The organism is Streptomyces sp. NPDC029138, from assembly GCF_055564375.1.
Genome location: NZ_JBVHWM010000001.1, coordinates 323,405 through 338,855 on the forward strand (window position 1 = coordinate 323,405; position 15,451 = coordinate 338,855).

The following is a 15,451-nucleotide window of genomic DNA, read 5'->3' on the forward strand; positions in this document are numbered from 1 at the left end:
GCGGCCCGCGACGGCCACGAGAGCGGAGCCGACGCCGACGACGGAGAACCGACCCGCGACGGCCACGGACCGGCCCGTCACAGCCGGGGAGAAGCAGTCCGTGGCGGCTGAGCGAGGCGAGCCCGGGGTGGCCGTTGAGGGGGCCCTCGTGGCGGCCACGGAGAGGCAGACCCTGACGGCCGCCAGAGGTGAGCCCGGGGCGGTCGCGAAGGAAGACCCCTTGGCGGGCGCGAGCGCGGAGCGCCTGACGGCCGCGAACACACAACCCCTGACGGCCACGAAAGAGGAGCCCCAGTGACGGCCACGGCCACCACCCCGACCGCCCCGTCCCGGCCGGCCGCCGTCCGGCCCGGTTCGGCCGGGCCCGTGCGCGGGCACCTCGGTGACACGTTCGCCCTGGCCGGCCGCCATCTGACCCATCTGCGCCGGTCACCTGGCCGGCTGGTGCTGGTCACCATGAACCCGCTGGTGATGCTGATCGCCGTCGGCTACCTCTTCCGCACCTCCATGCACATCCCGGGCGGTATGGCCTACGAGGACTTCATCATGGCCGGCATCGCCATCCAGGTCGGCCTGACGGGCGTCGGTCCCACCGCCATCGGCGTCGCACTGGACCTGCGGCACGGGCTGGTCGACCGGTTCCGCTCGCTGCCGATCTCCCCGTCCTCCGTGCTGATCGGGCGCACCCTGTCCGACCTGGTCGTCGGCGCGGTCAGCCTGACCGCGGTCAGCCTCGTCGGCCTGGGCGTGGGCTGGCGTCCGCACGAGGGCGTGCTGCGCACCGCCGCCGGCTTCGGCGTGCTGCTCGCCTTCATCTACGTGATGACCTGGGTCGGCATCCTGCTCGGCACCACCCAGCGCAACATCGAGGCCATCGACGGCACCGGCGCGCTGGTGCTGGTCGTCCTCAGCTTCCTGTCCAACGCCTACGTCCCCGTCAGCGGCCTGCCCGGCTGGCTGCGCCCGGTCGCCGAGTGGAACCCCGTCACGTCGGTCATCACGACCTGCCGGCAGCTGTGGGGCAACGACCCGGGCGTGGCGGCCTCCGGCGGCTTCCCCGCCCATCACCCGGGCCTGGTGACCGCCGTGACGCTCACGGCGCTGCTGCTCGCCGCGGTGTGGGGCGGTGTCCGCGGGTTCCGCCGTGCGGGCGGCCACTGACCGCCGTCAGCGGGCCGTCAGTTGGCGGTCATCGGACAGTCATCGCCGCTGACTAGGTTTTTGCCGAGCCGCTTCGCTGCCCATTCCGCGCAGCTTTCCCGCTCCTTTCGACTTTTCCTCGCAGGTCTTTCGCGAATCACCCACCGGCCATCCGAAAACGGAGGAACGAGCCATGACGACGGCCGCTCCCGAGCGCCTCACCCGTATCCGGGAAATCATCGCCGAGAACATCGACGTGGACCTGGAGCGCCTTTCCGACTCGGCGCTCTTCATCGACGAACTGGGCGCGGACTCCCTCAAGCTGATCGACGTCCTCAGCGCGCTGGAAATGGAGTTCTCCATCGTCATCGACATGAACGAGCTGCCGAAGATGGTCAACGTGGAGGCCACCTACCAGGTGGCCGCCGCGGCCGCCGGCTGGTGACGCCCATGACCACCACGGCATCCACCGACGGGGCCGGCCGGCGACGGGTCGTCGTCACCGGCTTCGGGGTGATCTCCAGCATCGGCACCGGGGTCGAGGAGTACACCGAGGGCCTGAGGGCCGGCCGCTCCGGCGCCCGGCCGATCACCCGCTTCGACACCGAGGGCTTCGGGCAGAACACCGCCTGCGAGGTCCCCGACTTCGAGCCGGAGCGCTGGATCCGCAACCTGCCGTCCGACCACGTGGGCCGCGCCGGCCAGTTCGCCGTCGCCGCGGCCCGCATGGCAGTGGAGGACGCGGGACTGACCGAGGCCGACCTGGCCGACCGGCCCGCCGTCATCACCGTCGGCACCACCGACGGCGAGTCCCACGACATCGCCGTCCTCCTGGAGCAGGAGCTGGCCGCCGGGGACCCCGAGGCGATGGACCCGGTGCTCGCCCGCCGTATCCACGCGGGCCGGCTCTCCACCGCCATCGCCCGTGAACTGCGCATGCCGAACGTGGAGGCGACCACGGTCACCACGGCCTGCGCGGCGGGCAACTACTCGATCGGCTACGGCCTGGACGCCATCCGCTCCGGTGAGGTCGACCTGGCGCTGTGCGGCGGCGCCGACGCCGTCTGCCGCAAGGCGTTCGCGCTGTTCAAGCGGTTCGGCGCGCTCAGCCCGGACGTGGTGCGCCCCTTCGACAAGGACCGCAAGGGCATCCTGACCGGCGAGGGAGCGGGCATCCTCGTCCTGGAGAGCCTGGAGTCGGCCCTGGCCCGTGGCGCCCGCGTCTACGCCGAGGTTCTCGGCTACGGCCTCAGCTGCGACGCCGCCCACCCCACCGCCCCCAACCGGGACGGCATCGCCCGGGGCATCCGGCTCGCCCTGGACGACGCCGGCGTCAAGCGGCAGGAGGTCGACTTCATCTCCGCGCACGGCACCGGCACCAGGGCCAACGACAGCACCGAGACGGCCGCCATCCTGGACGTGTACGGGGACGCGCCGCCGCGCACGGTCGCCGTGAAGTCGATGCTGGGGCACTCGATGGGCGCGGCCAGCGCGCTCGGCGCCATCGCCTGCGGTCTCGCCATCGAGCACGGGTTCATCCCGCCCACCATCAACCACCGCGAGACCGACCCGGACTGCCCGCTCGACGTCGTACCCAACGAGGCCGTCACGGCGGACGTCCGGATCGTGCAGAACAACTCCAGCGCCTTCGCCGGCAACAACGCCGTGCTGATCCTGGGCACCTACGGGGAGAAGGTCCGACCATGAGCAACGCAACTGCCGTCCCGCGGGCCGCGCTGCCCCCGGACACGCCCGTCATCACCGGCTGGTCGGCGGTGTCGCCGTACGGCGTCGGCCGCGAGGCGTTCGTCGCCGGCGTGCGCGCCGGCGCGAAGACGGCCGTGATGGCGGACGCCGCTCTCGGCGCGCTGCCGTCGCCGGAGGTGTGCACCGTGCCCGGCTTCGACATCCAGGAGCTGCTCGGCAAGCGGGGCACCGCCAAGATGGACCGGCTCACCGCGCTCGCCCTGGTCGCCTCCGACGGGCTGCTGCGGGACGCCGACGGCGAGCCGGCCGTCGCCACGGACGACCTGACCGGTGTCGTCCTCGGCATCACCATGGGCAGCCTGGAGAACGTCACCGACTTCCTGCGCCAGTCCTACACCAACGAGCGCCCCTTCTACGTCGACGCCGGCCGCATCCCGTTCGGCAGCCTCAACCACGCCGCCGGCGCCACCGCCATCCGGCACGGCCTGAAGGGCCCCAACACCACGGTCGCCGGCGGCCGGGCCGCCGGGCTGCTGGCGCTGAACTACGCCCGCCGGCTGCTGGCGCAGGGCCGGGCGACCAGGTACGTGGCCGGTTCCGCCGAGGAGTTCTCCGCCGCGCACGCCTGGTACGAGGCCACCGCCGCCCAGCCGGGCGAGCCCGCGCCGCTGCTCGGCGAGGGCTGCGGACTGTTCCTGCTGGAGCCCGCCCAGGCCGCCGAACGGCCTCCGCTGGCCGCCGTGCTGAGCATCGAGACCCGCGTCGACATCGACGACGACCCGTTCGCGACGGTCGGCGCCTGCGCCCGCCGCGCCCTGGAGCGGGCCGGGGTCACCGCCGACGAGGTCTGGGCGGCCGTACCCTGCGCGGCGCCGAGCGACGCGGGCCGCGCCGAGTACGAGGCGCTCGCCGCGCTGGTGCCGGCCGAGGCGCTGCGCCGGGTGCCGTCGATGGAGCTGCTCGGCGACACCAGCGCCGCCGCCGCGTCCTTCCAGATCGCCGCGGTGCTCTCCGTGGCCGCGGCCGACCCGGGCTCCCGGGGCCGGGCCGCGCTGGTGACCGCCGTCGACCGGGACGGCGCCGTCGCCGCCGCCGTGCTGCGACTGCTCGGGGAGGACGCGTGATCGCGCTGGTCAGCGGCGGTTCCCGGGGCATCGGCCGGGCCGTCGTACGGCGGCTCGCGCGGGACGGCTTCGACGTGTCGTTCTGCTACCGCTCCCACCAGGACGCCGCCGAGGAACTCGCCAAGGAGGCCGCCGAGCACGGCACCCGGGTGCTCGCCGTCCGCTGTGACGTCGCCGACCCGGAGGAGGTGCGCGAGTGGTACGCGCGCACCGAACGCGAACTCGGCCCCGTCGACGCCGTGGTCACCTCGGCGGGCATCACCCGCGACCGGCCGCTGGTGCTGATGGGCCAGGAGGACTGGGACGGGGTGCTGCGCACCAACCTGGACGGCGTCTACCACGTGTGCCGGGCCGCCGCGTTCACCATGAGCAAGCGCCGCACCGGCGTCATCGTCAACCTGTCCTCGGTGGCGGGCATCTACGGCAACACCGGGCAGGCCAACTACGCCGCCTCCAAGGCCGGGATCATCGGCTTCACCAGGTCCCTCGCCAAGGAGCTGGGCCCGCGGGGCGTGCGCGCCAACGTCGTCGCCCCGGGGCTGATCGAGACCGACATGGTCGGCGGCATGCCGGCCGCGGCCCTGGAACGCCAGCTCAAGGGCGTGCCGCTGGGCCGGCTGGGCCGTGCCGAGGAAGTGGCCGACCTGGTGGCGTTCCTGGTGTCCGACCAGGCCGCGTACATCACCGGAGCGGTCCTGGAGATCCACGGGGGCGGCGTCTTCTGATGGGGGGCCACATGCAGGGTACGGGGGAGCGGTACGACGCGATCGTGGTCGGCAGCGGCGTCGGCGGCCTGGTGACGGCCGGCTATCTCGCCGCAGACGGCCGCCGGGTCCTCGTCCTGGAACAGCACGACGTCGCCGGCGGCAACGCCCATGTCTTCCGGCGCCGGCGCAAGTACGAGTTCGACGTCGGCACCCACTACCTCGGCGACTGCGGCCCGGACGGGCTGCTGCCCGCCGTCCTGTCCGGGCTGGGGGTGGCCGACCGGGTGCGGTTCCGGCCGATGGACAACGACGGCGGCTTCGACCGCGTCATCACGCCCACCGCCCAGGTCGACGTACCGGCCGGCTGGGACCGCTACCGCGCCCGCGTCAAGGCGGCCCTGCCCGCCGAGGCCGACGCCGTGGACCGCTTCATCGACCTTGCCACGGCCGTCGCCGAGGCCGGCCGGGCCAGTCTGCTCGGCACCCCGATGGTGGAGCTGTTCCGCCGGTCGCCCGAGACCATGCGCTGGAACCGGCGCACCCTCGGCCAGGCCCTGGACCACTGCGGGCTGTCCGCCAAGGGCCGCACCCTGCTCGCCGCGCAGGCCGGCAACTACGGCGCCCTGCCCGCCGACGTCGGCTTCGCCGAGCACGTCACGATGATGGACCACTACCTGCGCGGCGCCTACTACCCGGAGGGCGGCGGCCAGGCCCTGGTGGCCGCGTTCGTGGAGGCCCTGGAGGCGTACGGCGGCGAGCTGCGCACCCGCTGCGAGGTGCGCCGCATCCTGGTCGAGCGGGGCCGCGCCACCGGCGTCGAACTCGCCGACGGCACCCGGATCTCCGCCCCGCTGGTCGTCTCCAACGCCGACTACCGCCGTACCGTCCTGGACCTGTGCGGCGGCGAGGAGACCTTCCCGGCCGACCTGGTCGCGCGGACCCGCGCGGCCAGAATGCGGGACGCGGTGGTCGCGGTGTACGTCGCCCTCGACACCGAGCTGGCCGGCCTGCCCAACGCCAACATCTGGTGGCACGGCAGCGACGACATGGAGGGCGCGCAGGCCGAGATGCTGGACCGCTACGCCCGCACCGGCACCCTGGACCGGATTCCCCAGCTCGCCTTCTCCTTCGCCTCCGTGAAGGACGCCGGGTCCCCGGCCGTGTGCCCGCCGGGCCACAGCAACTTCCAGCTGCTGACGATCCTCCCGCCCGGACACGCGTTCTGGGGCGCGGACGGCGGCCCGCTCGCGGGCGAGCCGTACCGCCGCCGGCCCGCCTACCTGGCCCGCAAACGGCAGGTCACCGAGCTGGCCCTGGACACCGCCGAGCAGGTCCTCGGCCCGTTCCGGGACCGGATCACCCATGTGGAGGCCGCCACCCCGCTCACCCACGAGCGCTACATCCGCGCCAGCGGCGGCACCCCGTACGGCATGGCCGGCTGGGGGCCGCGCGGCCAGCGGCCCGATGTGCGCACCGACGTCGAGGGGCTGTACGTGGTCGGGCAGAACACCCGGCACGGCAGCGGCATGGCCGGGGTCGCCGCCGGCGGCATGGCCGCGGTCTCCCGGATCCTGGGGCGCCCCCTGCTGCCCGAGGTGATGTCCGGCACGGTGCTCGGCGACCCCGCCCGGCTGCCCCGGCGCACGGCCGGCTGGGACCCGTTGCAGGTGTCGCGCGGACGCGCCCGGCGGCACGCCAAGGGCCTGGCCCGCATCGGCTGACCGGCCCGCCGACCGCCCCCTTCGTCAACGAACTCCCTGGAGCAGTGTTCCCATGACCTCACAGGTGTCCCAGGTCCCGTCCTTCTCCGTGATCTCCGGTGCCCAGGTGCACCAGGTGCTCGCCGGCGCCGAGGACGAGGTCGTCTCGACCGTCGAGGCCGCGTACCGGCTGCACGGCGAGGCACAGACGGTCAACCCCGACTCGTACTTCCTGCGCTTCCCGGACCGCCCGTCCTCCCGGATCATCGCGCTGCCCGCCTCGGTGCGCGGTGACGTGGACGTGCACGGCATCAAGTGGATCTCCAGCTTCCCGGAGAACGTGGCCGCCGGCCTGCCGCGCGCCTCGGCCGTCCTCGTCCTCAACGACGCGCGGACGGGCTACCCGTTCGCCTGCCTGGAGTCCTCCATCATCAGCGCCGCCCGCACCGCCGCCTCGGCGGCCCTCGCGGCCGACCGGATCAGCCGGGCGCGCGGCACCCGGCCCACCCGGGTCGGCTTCATCGGCACCGGCCTGATCGCCCGCTATCTGCACACCTACCTGGCGGCCACCGGCTTCTCCTTCGACGCCCTCGGCGTGCACGACCTGTCCGCCGAGCACGCGGAGGGCTTCACGGGCTATCTGCGGCGCGCGGCCGGGGAGGGCGCGGAGATCACCGTGCACGAGAAGCCGGAGGACCTGATCCGCGCCAGCGACCTCGTCGTCTTCGCGACCGTCGCGGGCGAGCCGCACGTGACCGACCCGGAGTGGTTCACGCACAACCCGCTGGTGCTGCACGTGTCGCTGCGCGACCTGTCCCCGGAGATCATCCTCTCCGCGTGGAACGCGGTCGACGACATCGACCACTGCCTGAAGGCCAACACCTCGCCCCACCTGGCCGAACAGCTCACCGGCAACCGGGACTTCGTCGCCGGCACCCTCTACGACGTGCTGACCGGCGCGATCACCCCGCCCGCCGACCGGCCGGTGGTCTTCTCGCCGTTCGGCCTGGGCGTGCTCGACCTGGCGGTCGCCAAGTACGTCCACGACCGCGTCCGGGACGCCGACCGACTGCACACCGTGCCGGGCTTCTTCCACGAGCTGAAGCGGTACGGCTGACCCCGTGCGCGCCGGCGCCGGCCCGGCCCGGCGCGCACGCTGACGAACGGATGACGGCTCGCTGACCGAACGGCCGCGCGGCGGGCGACCGCCTTGTCCGGCCGTTCGGCAGCCGCACAGAATCGACGCCATGAGATCTTTCGCCAGTCTGGACGAGTTCTCCGCCGCCGTCGGCGAACACCTCGGCCACAGCGAGTGGCTGCGGGTGACGCAGGATCAGGTGGACCAGTTCGCGGGGGCGACCGGCGACTCGCAGTGGATCCACACCGATCCGGAGCGGGCCGCGACCGGCCCGTTCGGCGGCACCATCCTGCACGGCTACATGACCCTCGCCCTGCTGCCCGCCATGATGCGGGCCATCTTCGCCATCGAGAAGGTGGAGCTGGGCGTCAACTTCGGCCTGGACAAGGTGCGGTTCCCGCGCCCGGTGCCGGTCGGTTCCCGGGTGCGCGGCGGGGCCAGGCTCACCGGTGTGCGCGAGACGCCCGCCGGTCACCTGGCCGCCGTCCGTATGACGGTGGAGGTCGAGGGGGAGCCCCGGGCCGCCTGCGTGGCCGACACGCTCTCGCTGTTCGTCGCACCCTGACGGGAGTTGGCCGAGAAGGGCCGCAAGAGGGGGGTTTTTACCACCGATTTCCCGGCCCCTCGGCCACCACAATGAGTGCGGGCCCCTCGGACCACGACAGACGTACGGCACCGGCGCCGCGCACGGCGGAGCAAGGCCAGGAAGGAGCGAGTCGCATGGACGACCGCACGATGCAGCTGGGCGGGATCCGCCCGCCGGACGCGATCAGAGGATTCTCGGTGTCGGCCGGGCTGACGGGCCTGCGCCGGGTGGTGACCCTGTGCTGGATGTCGATGGCGGCCTTCGGCCGTTCGCTCGCCGTGTCCGGCGCGATCAGCCTGGTCGGTCCCGGCCTCGGCATGGTGCCGCGGGCCATGGAGGGCGTGCGCAACCTGGCCGCGCAGCAGCGGGAACTCGCCCGGCGCTGGGCGGGCGTGGAGATCCCCGGCCCGCCCGGACCGCTGCCGCCCGCGCCCGCCGGAGCCTCCGGTGCCGTCGCCCGCTACCGCTGGATCATGAGCGACCCGCAGACCCGGCGGGAGTACGTCTGGGTGCTCACGGACCCGATCGCCGGCGGTTTCCTCGCCTTCTTCCCGCTCGCGCTGATCCTCAGCGGCGTCTGGGGGGTCTTCCTCGCCTTCTTCGGGGTGCCGCTGTCCACCGAGTGGGACGGCCTGTGGTACCAGTTCATCCCGATCGAGGGCCAGGCCACGGCGGTGCTCGCCGGCGTCCTCGGGCTGCTGCAACTGCCGCTGGCCCTGTGGGCGGCCCCGCGCGCGGTGCGCCGGCACGCCCTCTACACCAGGGCGATGCTGGCGCCGAGCGAGAGCGAGCTGATGGCCAGCCGGATCCAGCACCTGGCCGCCACCCGCTCCGACGCGGTGGACACGCAGATGGCCGAGATCCGGCGGATCGAGCGCGATCTGCACGACGGCGCCCAGGCCCGTCTCGTTGCCATGGGCATGACCCTGGACGCGGCCGAGCACCTGCTGGAGACCAACCCCGAGGCCGTCCGCGCCCTGCTCATCGAGGCCCGGCAGTCGTCCTCGGCGGCGCTGGAGGAACTGCGCAACCTGGTCCGCGGCATCCACCCGCCGGTCCTCGCCGACCGCGGACTCGCCGACGCCGTACGGGCGTTGGCGATGACCTGCCCGGTGCGCACCGAGGTCCAGGTCGACCTGCCCGGCCGCCCCGAGATGCCCGTGGAGTCCGCCGCCTACTTCGCCATCTCCGAGATCCTCACCAATGTCGCGAAGCACGCGGGTGCCGCCCGCGCCTGGATCGACCTTCGTTACGATCGCGGGATGCTGCACATCACCGTGACCGACGACGGCCACGGCGGTGCCGACGCCTCCCGTGGCACCGGCCTGCGCGGCATCGAGCGCCGGCTCGCCACCTTCGACGGCGTGCTGGCCCTGAGCAGTCCCGTGGGCGGGCCGACGATGGTGACGATGGAGATCCCGTGCGTATTGTCCTCGCCGAAGACCACTTCCTCCTGAGGGACGGGCTGATCCGCCTGCTCGGGGCCTACGGCCACGACGTGGTGGCCGCCGTGGACAACGGCACCGATCTGCTCGAAGCGCTGGACCGCGAACAGCCGGACGTCGCGGTCGTCGACGTCCGGCTGCCGCCGAACTTCACCGACGAGGGCCTGCGCGCGGTCCTCGCCGCGCGCAAGCGCAACCCGGACCTGCCGGTGCTCCTGCTCTCCCAGTACGTCGAACCCCTCTACGCCCGTGAGCTGCTCACCAGCGGCGGCCGGGGCGTCGGCTACATGCTCAAGGACCGCGTCACCGACGGCGGCCAGTTCCTGGACTCGATCCAGCGGGTGGCCGCGGGCGGCACCGCCATGGACCCCGAGGTCATCTCCCAGCTGCTGGTCCGCAAGGAGCGCGACGAATCCGTCGGCAGCCTCTCCGAACGCGAACGCGAGGTCCTCGAACTCGTCGCCCAGGGCCGCTCCAACGCGGGCATCGCCCAGGCCCTGTTCGTCACCGAGAAGGCCGTCGCCAAGCACATCAGCAACATCTTCACCAAGCTCGGCCTGCTCCCGACGGACGGCGACAACCGCCGCGTCCTGGCGGTGCTGGCCTACCTGGACCAGTGAGCCGACCGGACCGGTGAGCCGACCCGACCGGTGCGCGGAGCCGCCGGAGACGACACCGGGCCGCACCCCGTCCGGGCGGACGGGACGCGGCCCTGGAGTGTCGGGTGCCGGGCGGATCAGTACCGCGGCCGGTTGAACCAGGCCGAGGCGGAGCCGTTGACCATCGACGCGAGGATGATGCCGGCGAAGGCCAGGGAGATGACGCCGCCGAAGGTCGCCGAACCGCCACCGCCGTTGACGATGTTCACCAGGCTGCCGAGCAGCATCAGCGACGCGTACACGATCGTCGTGACGCGGATGCCGCCGCCGCCCTTCTTGAACTTCACGCCCAGGAAGATCGACAGGGTGCCCAGCGCCAGCATCAGCAGCGCGAACGCGATCAGCGCACCGGTGGCCATGCTGGTGTCGTCACCGGAGCCGATGCCGTTGGAGACGTCCTGCGCGGCGCCGGCGGCGATGCCGAGGAACAGGCCGGCCAGGTACTGGAAGCCCGCAAGGATGAACAGCAGCACCCGAGCCGTCTTGATCAGGCCCGGCATCTCCATCGGCATGCCGTAGCCGTACGGCTGCTGCACCGGCGGCGCGGCCGGGTAGCCGTATCCCGGCTGGCCCTGCGGGGCGCTCGGGTAGCCGTATCCGGGCTGGCCCTGCTGCGGATGGCCGCCCTGCTGGCCCTGCGGCGGGCCGTACGGGTTGTTGGGGTCGCCAAAGCTCATGGCGGTCTTCCTCCGTTTGCTCAAGTGCGGGGACGACGCGCGGCACGGTTCGGAGGAAGTTCTACAGATGCGGTCCGTCCCCCCGGTACTGCCCGCGGCACTGTCCGCTCATCGTTCTTTAACAGGCTCTTACTTGTCCAGCCGGAGGCGTCATGTGTTGTGCAAGTGCAACATCGCTGATCATGCCGTGACACCCGGATTGGAACCATGGGCGGGTCATCCGCGAGGATGGGACCATGACCGCCCAGATTCTCGATGGCAAGGCCACCGCAGCCGAGATCAAGTCCGATCTGACCGCCCGCGTGGCGGCGCTGAAGGAGAAGGGCGTCACGCCCGGCCTCGGCACGATCCTGGTCGGGGACGACCCCGGCAGCCAGAAGTACGTCGCCGGCAAGCACCGCGACTGCGCCCAGGTGGGCATCGCCTCCATCCAGCGCGAGCTGCCCGCCACCGCCACCCAGGAGGAGATCGAGGCGGTCGTCCGCGAGCTGAACGAGGACCCGTCCTGCACCGGCTACATCGTCCAGCTGCCGCTGCCCAAGGGCATCGACGAGAACCGCGTCCTGGAGCTGATGGACCCGGCCAAGGACGCCGACGGCCTGCACCCGATGAACCTCGGCCGCCTCGTCCTGAACGAGCCGGCCCCGCTGCCCTGCACCCCCAACGGCATCCTCACCCTGCTGCGCCGCCACGGCGTGGAGATCAAGGGCGCCGAGGTCGTGGTCGTCGGCCGCGGTGTCACCATCGGCCGCCCGATGCCGCTGCTGCTCACCCGGCGCAGCGAGAACGCCACCGTCACCCAGTGCCACACCGGCACCCGTGACCTCTCCGCCCACCTGAAGCGGGCCGACATCATCATCGCGGCGGCCGGCTCCCCGCACCTGATCCGCGCCGAGGACGTCAAGCCGGGCGCGGCCGTCCTGGACGTCGGCGTCTCCCGCAACGCCGAGGGCAAGATCGTCGGCGACGTCCACCCGGACGTGACCGAGGTGGCCGGCTGGATCTCCCCGAACCCCGGCGGCGTCGGCCCGATGACCCGGGCGCTGCTGCTGGTCAACGTGGTCGAGGCGGCGGAGCGCAGTGCCGGCTGAGGACACCCGCGGGCCCGCGGAACCGACCGCGCGCGACGCGATCAGCGCCCCTGACGCCGAGGGGCGCCCGCGCCGCGTCACCCGCCGCTTCCCGCTGTTCACCCGGGACACCGCACGCCCCGAGGGCGGCGGCCGGGCCGCGGCCGGCGACGCCCCGGCGCCCGCCCGGCAGTGGCCGATGCTCGTCGTGCTGTCGACGGTGGCGCTCGGCCTGCTGCTGACCGCGCTCGACGTGTTCCGCTTCGGCACCCTGCTGGTCGGCGTCGCCCTGCTGGCCGGCGCGGTCATGCGGTGGATGCTGCCCGGCGTCGGCATGCTCGCCGTCCGCTCCCGTTTCACGGACATCGTCACCTACGGCATCCTCGGCCTGGCCATCGTGCTGCTCTCGATGATGGCCCAGCCCTCGCCGTGGCTCCAGATCCCCTTCCTCAAGGACATCCTGCACTTCACGCTCGACAAGTAGCGCGCTCCGTAAGACAGGTGGCCCGCGCCTCCCCCGGGGACGCGGGCCACCGCCGTACCCCCCTGCCCGACGCTACGGCCGTCCGCCGCGCGCCGCCTCAGCCCCCGGAGCGAACCGCCGTACCGTCCAGGGGGGTACGACGGCCGGGCGCTGCAACTTACGCGGTACCGCGCACGGTTGACTCCGGGCCGCGGCCGTGCGGGTTACCCTGCGGCGATGCGACTGAGGACCCCCCGCCCACTCGTCGTGGACACGTTGATCGCGGTGGCCATGGCCGTGGTGGCGGTCCTGCTCGCGCAGGAGTCCCGGGCGCAGGGATGGCCGGAACTCGACACCCGCGCCTACGCCCTCGTCGCCCTCGCCCACCTCCCGGTCGCCCTGCGCGGCCGCCACCCCCTCGCCGTCTTCGCCGTCGTCGAGGCCGCCGCGATCGGCTACGTCAGCCTCGGCCACTGGCCCGTGGTGTGCACCTTCGGCGCCATGCTCGCCCTGTACACCGTGGCCTCCGTCCGCCCGCCGCGCACCGCGCTCGCCTGCGCCGCCTGCATGGCCGCGGTCTGGGTGTACGCCGGCGTGGTCAGCCACAGCCCCTCCATTGCGTCCGTGCTCGGCCAGGCGCTGCTCTACAGCTCGGTGCTCGTCTGGTTCGGGCACCTGGCCCGCCGCAGCGCCGAACTCACCCGTCGGCTGCGCGCCGAACAGGCCGAGCGGGCCCGGCGCGCGGTCGCCGAGGAACGCGGCCGGATCGCCCGCGAACTGCACGACGTCGTCGCCCACCACATGTCCGTCATCTCCGTGCAGGCAGGGCTCGCCCGGTTCGTCTTCGACTCCGACCCCGGCAAGGCACGCGGCGCGCTCGGCACCATAGCCGACACCAGCCGCGAGGCCCTGGAGGAGCTGCGCCGCATGCTCCAGGTGCTGCGCGAGGAGGACCCCGAGGCTCCCCAGCGGGCCCCCATGCCCACCCTGGCCCGGCTCGGCGAACTCCTGGACCGGGTCCGGGCCGGCGGCCTGCCCGTGGACCTCGCCGTCGAGGGCACCGCCCGCCCGCTGCCGCCCGGCGTCGAACTGTGCGCCTACCGCGTCGTCCAGGAAGCCCTCACCAACGCCCTCAAACACGCCGGTCCCGCACACGCGCGCGTCGAACTCCGGTACGGCGCCCACGAGCTGAGCGTCCGCGTCACCGACGACGGCGAGGGGGCAGATCCGGACAGAATGCCCACGGGCAGCGGGCACGGCTTGATTGGGATGCGGGAGCGGGCCACGCTCTACGGCGGGACGATCAGCGTCGGCCCACGCTCCGAGGGCGGCTACGAGGTCCGGCTGACCCTGCCGACCTCGGCCGCCGAACGCGACCGCGGGGGCACGCGAGAAGCGGAGCGCTGAGGGACGGCGCACGGCCGGGGGGACGATCGTACGGAATGATCAGAGTGCTCGTCGTGGACGACCAGTTCCTCATCCGCGCCGGTCTCGTCGGCCTGCTGGACGCCGCGCCCGGCTTCGCGGTGGTGGGCGAGGCGGGGGACGGCGAGCAGGCGGTGCGCCTCGCCGCCGAGACCCGGCCCGACGTCGTCCTCATGGACATCCGGATGCCCGGCGTCAACGGCATCGAGGCCACCGAACGGATTCTCGCCGAGGCCACCGACCGCCCGCCCCGGGTCCTGGTGCTGACCACCTTCGACCTGGACGAGTACGTGTACGGGGCGCTGCGGGCCGGCGCCTCCGGGTTCCTGCTGAAGGACTCCGGCCCCGAGCGGCTGCTCGCGGCGGTCACGGCGGTCGACGGCGGCGACGCCCTGTTCGCCCCCAGCGTCACCCGGCGCCTCGTGGAGGCCTTCGCCCGGCAGCAGGCGCCCGCCGACACCGCGCCCCCGCCCGACCTCGGCGTGCTCACCTCCCGTGAGGTGGAGGTCCTCAAGCTCACCGCCCGGGGCCTGTCCAACCTGGAGATCGCCGACCGCCTCTACATCAGCGAGGCCACCGTCAAGACCCACCTCAACCGCACGATGACCAAACTCGACCTCGGCAGCCGGGCGCAGGCGGTGGTGCTGGCGTACGAGACGGGACTGGTGACGCCCGGCGGCTGACCGCCGCCCTGGCATCCTTTGGTCAGCGCGTACCGCGCGGCCTGCACGGAACACGGGGGAAGAGGGGAAGAGGGGGTAGACGATGCCTCGGTGGAAAGCCCTGCCGGAGGATCTGGACCCGCAGATCGAGGAGTTCACCGTCCAGTTGCGGCAACTGGTCGACCGCGGCGGCCTGAGCACCGCGGCACTGGCCGACCGCACGGGCTACGCCAAGACGTCCTGGGAACGCTACCTGGGCGGCCGGCTCCTCGCTCCCAAGGGCGCGGTCATCGCCCTGGCCGAGGCCACGGACACCGACCCCGGCCCCCTGACCACCCTGTGGGAACTGGCCGAACGGGCCTGGACCCGAGCGGAGTCGAACGACGACCACACGATCCAGGCCATCCACATCACGGAGTCCCGAGCGGCCTTGGGCGACCTCGCCAGACCGACGGACGCGGCCGGGCGTGTGGTTGGGGGGAGGTCCGCAGGGTCGGCTGGTGGTTCCGATGGGAGTACGTCCGTGGGGGCGGCCGATCGGAAGGGTGGCGAGAAGGGCGCCGGCGAGGGCGGTGGCCTCGCGGCCGCGCTGGGGCTCGCCGGCCCCACCGGTGTCTCGCCGAAGATCCCGGCCCAGCCGACGGCCCCGGACGCCGACATCCGCGACAGCGTGCCGGACGGTACGGGGACCGGCGGTGGCCCGGGCAGGGATTCCGGCGGTGGTTCGGACAGTGGCGGTGGCTCGGGCACGGCGGGGGTGAGCGGCCGGGGTACGGCGGCGGGTGGTGGCTCGGGCGGGGATTCCGGTGGTGGTTCGGGCAGCGGCGGTGGTTCGGGCACGGCGGGGGTGAGTGGCCGGGGTACGGCGGCGGGTGGTGGCTCGGGCGGGGATTCCGGTGGTGGTTCGGGCAGCGGCGGTGGTTCGGGCACGGCGGGGGTGAGTGGCCG

16 protein-coding genes are annotated in these 15,451 nt (G+C 73.2%); 15 read left to right on the top strand and 1 reads right to left on the bottom strand.

Going from position 1 to position 15,451, the window contains the following annotated elements; all coding sequences use genetic code 11:
• Positions 1 to 294 precede the first annotated feature (294 nt).
• From ACZ4WH_RS01500 to ACZ4WH_RS01545, 10 genes are all read left to right on the top strand, one after another.
• A complete protein-coding gene (locus ACZ4WH_RS01500; protein WP_468175140.1) occupies positions 295 to 1,161 on the top strand; it encodes an ABC transporter permease in 867 nt (288 codons plus the stop codon).
• A 172-nt stretch (positions 1,162 to 1,333) separates the two neighbouring features.
• Positions 1,334 to 1,585, top strand: coding sequence for an acyl carrier protein (locus ACZ4WH_RS01505; RefSeq protein WP_468175143.1), 252 nt, complete (start codon positions 1,334 to 1,336; stop codon positions 1,583 to 1,585).
• A 5-nt stretch (positions 1,586 to 1,590) separates the two neighbouring features.
• Positions 1,591 to 2,847, top strand: a complete 1,257-nt coding sequence (locus tag ACZ4WH_RS01510) for a beta-ketoacyl-[acyl-carrier-protein] synthase family protein (protein WP_468175146.1) — start codon at positions 1,591 to 1,593, stop codon at positions 2,845 to 2,847.
• On the top strand, positions 2,844 to 3,971 hold the full coding sequence (locus ACZ4WH_RS01515; RefSeq protein WP_468175149.1) for a beta-ketoacyl synthase N-terminal-like domain-containing protein: 1,128 nt from the start codon (positions 2,844 to 2,846) through the stop codon (positions 3,969 to 3,971). The genes ACZ4WH_RS01510 and ACZ4WH_RS01515 overlap by 4 nt, the downstream gene beginning before the upstream one ends.
• A complete protein-coding gene (fabG, locus tag ACZ4WH_RS01520; protein ID WP_468175152.1) occupies positions 3,968 to 4,696 on the top strand; it encodes a 3-oxoacyl-[acyl-carrier-protein] reductase in 729 nt (242 codons plus the stop codon). Before ACZ4WH_RS01515 ends, fabG begins: the two co-directional genes overlap by 4 nt.
• Positions 4,697 to 4,707: 11 nt before the next feature.
• On the top strand, positions 4,708 to 6,399 hold the full coding sequence (locus tag ACZ4WH_RS01525; RefSeq protein WP_468175155.1) for a phytoene desaturase family protein: 1,692 nt from the start codon (positions 4,708 to 4,710) through the stop codon (positions 6,397 to 6,399).
• Between the two features lie 52 nt (positions 6,400 to 6,451).
• On the top strand, positions 6,452 to 7,495 hold the full coding sequence (gene sbnB / locus ACZ4WH_RS01530; protein WP_468175158.1) for a 2,3-diaminopropionate biosynthesis protein SbnB: 1,044 nt from the start codon (positions 6,452 to 6,454) through the stop codon (positions 7,493 to 7,495).
• 130 nt (positions 7,496 to 7,625) lie between these two features.
• Positions 7,626 to 8,081 carry a MaoC family dehydratase gene (locus ACZ4WH_RS01535; protein ID WP_468175161.1) on the top strand — a complete coding sequence of 152 codons (456 nt, stop codon included), beginning with the start codon at positions 7,626 to 7,628 and terminating at the stop codon, positions 8,079 to 8,081.
• Positions 8,082 to 8,236: 155 nt separating this feature from the next.
• Complete coding sequence (locus ACZ4WH_RS01540; protein ID WP_468175164.1) at positions 8,237 to 9,559, top strand: sensor histidine kinase; 1,323 nt, start codon at positions 8,237 to 8,239, stop codon at positions 9,557 to 9,559.
• A complete protein-coding gene (locus ACZ4WH_RS01545; protein ID WP_014674504.1) occupies positions 9,523 to 10,167 on the top strand; it encodes a LuxR C-terminal-related transcriptional regulator in 645 nt (214 codons plus the stop codon). The genes ACZ4WH_RS01540 and ACZ4WH_RS01545 overlap by 37 nt, the downstream gene beginning before the upstream one ends.
• 116 nt (positions 10,168 to 10,283) lie before the next feature.
• Here the strand turns inward: ACZ4WH_RS01545 and ACZ4WH_RS01550 are convergent, their stop codons facing one another.
• Positions 10,284 to 10,883, bottom strand: coding sequence for a hypothetical protein (locus tag ACZ4WH_RS01550; protein WP_468175169.1), 600 nt, complete (start codon positions 10,881 to 10,883; stop codon positions 10,284 to 10,286).
• 236 nt (positions 10,884 to 11,119) lie between these two features.
• Here ACZ4WH_RS01550 and ACZ4WH_RS01555 point away from each other — a divergent pair, with 236 nt between their 5' ends.
• From ACZ4WH_RS01555 to ACZ4WH_RS01575, 5 genes are all read left to right on the top strand, one after another.
• Entirely contained in the window at positions 11,120 to 11,974 is an 855-nt protein-coding gene (locus ACZ4WH_RS01555; RefSeq protein ID WP_468175172.1) for a bifunctional methylenetetrahydrofolate dehydrogenase/methenyltetrahydrofolate cyclohydrolase, read from the top strand.
• Positions 11,964 to 12,437, top strand: coding sequence for a DUF3017 domain-containing protein (locus ACZ4WH_RS01560; protein ID WP_468175175.1), 474 nt, complete (start codon positions 11,964 to 11,966; stop codon positions 12,435 to 12,437). Before ACZ4WH_RS01555 ends, ACZ4WH_RS01560 begins: the two co-directional genes overlap by 11 nt.
• Before the next feature lie 216 nt (positions 12,438 to 12,653).
• A complete protein-coding gene (locus tag ACZ4WH_RS01565; RefSeq protein ID WP_468175178.1) occupies positions 12,654 to 13,823 on the top strand; it encodes a sensor histidine kinase in 1,170 nt (389 codons plus the stop codon).
• A gap of 35 nt (positions 13,824 to 13,858) precedes the next feature.
• A complete protein-coding gene (locus tag ACZ4WH_RS01570; protein WP_468175181.1) occupies positions 13,859 to 14,524 on the top strand; it encodes a response regulator in 666 nt (221 codons plus the stop codon).
• A gap of 82 nt (positions 14,525 to 14,606) precedes the next feature.
• On the top strand, positions 14,607 to 15,451 hold an 845-nt coding region (locus ACZ4WH_RS01575), incomplete at its 3' end, for a helix-turn-helix domain-containing protein (protein ID WP_468175184.1).

Bases quoted from the DNA above. Each gene is read 5' to 3' on its own strand.
- ACZ4WH_RS01505 (WP_468175143.1), top strand. From the start codon at position 1,334: ATGACGACGGCCGCTCCCGAGCGCCTCACCCGTATCCGGGAAATCATC.
- ACZ4WH_RS01510 (WP_468175146.1), top strand. From the start codon at position 1,591: ATGACCACCACGGCATCCACCGACGGGGCCGGCCGGCGACGGGTCGTC.
- ACZ4WH_RS01515 (WP_468175149.1), top strand. From the start codon at position 2,844: ATGAGCAACGCAACTGCCGTCCCGCGGGCCGCGCTGCCCCCGGACACG.
- ACZ4WH_RS01525 (WP_468175155.1), top strand. From the start codon at position 4,708: ATGCAGGGTACGGGGGAGCGGTACGACGCGATCGTGGTCGGCAGCGGC.
- sbnB (WP_468175158.1), top strand. From the start codon at position 6,452: ATGACCTCACAGGTGTCCCAGGTCCCGTCCTTCTCCGTGATCTCCGGT.
- ACZ4WH_RS01535 (WP_468175161.1), top strand. From the start codon at position 7,626: ATGAGATCTTTCGCCAGTCTGGACGAGTTCTCCGCCGCCGTCGGCGAA.
- ACZ4WH_RS01540 (WP_468175164.1), top strand. From the start codon at position 8,237: ATGGACGACCGCACGATGCAGCTGGGCGGGATCCGCCCGCCGGACGCG.
- ACZ4WH_RS01550 (WP_468175169.1), bottom strand. From the start codon at position 10,883: ATGAGCTTTGGCGACCCCAACAACCCGTACGGCCCGCCGCAGGGCCAG.
- ACZ4WH_RS01555 (WP_468175172.1), top strand. From the start codon at position 11,120: ATGACCGCCCAGATTCTCGATGGCAAGGCCACCGCAGCCGAGATCAAG.
- ACZ4WH_RS01565 (WP_468175178.1), top strand. From the start codon at position 12,654: ATGCGACTGAGGACCCCCCGCCCACTCGTCGTGGACACGTTGATCGCG.
- ACZ4WH_RS01570 (WP_468175181.1), top strand. From the start codon at position 13,859: ATGATCAGAGTGCTCGTCGTGGACGACCAGTTCCTCATCCGCGCCGGT.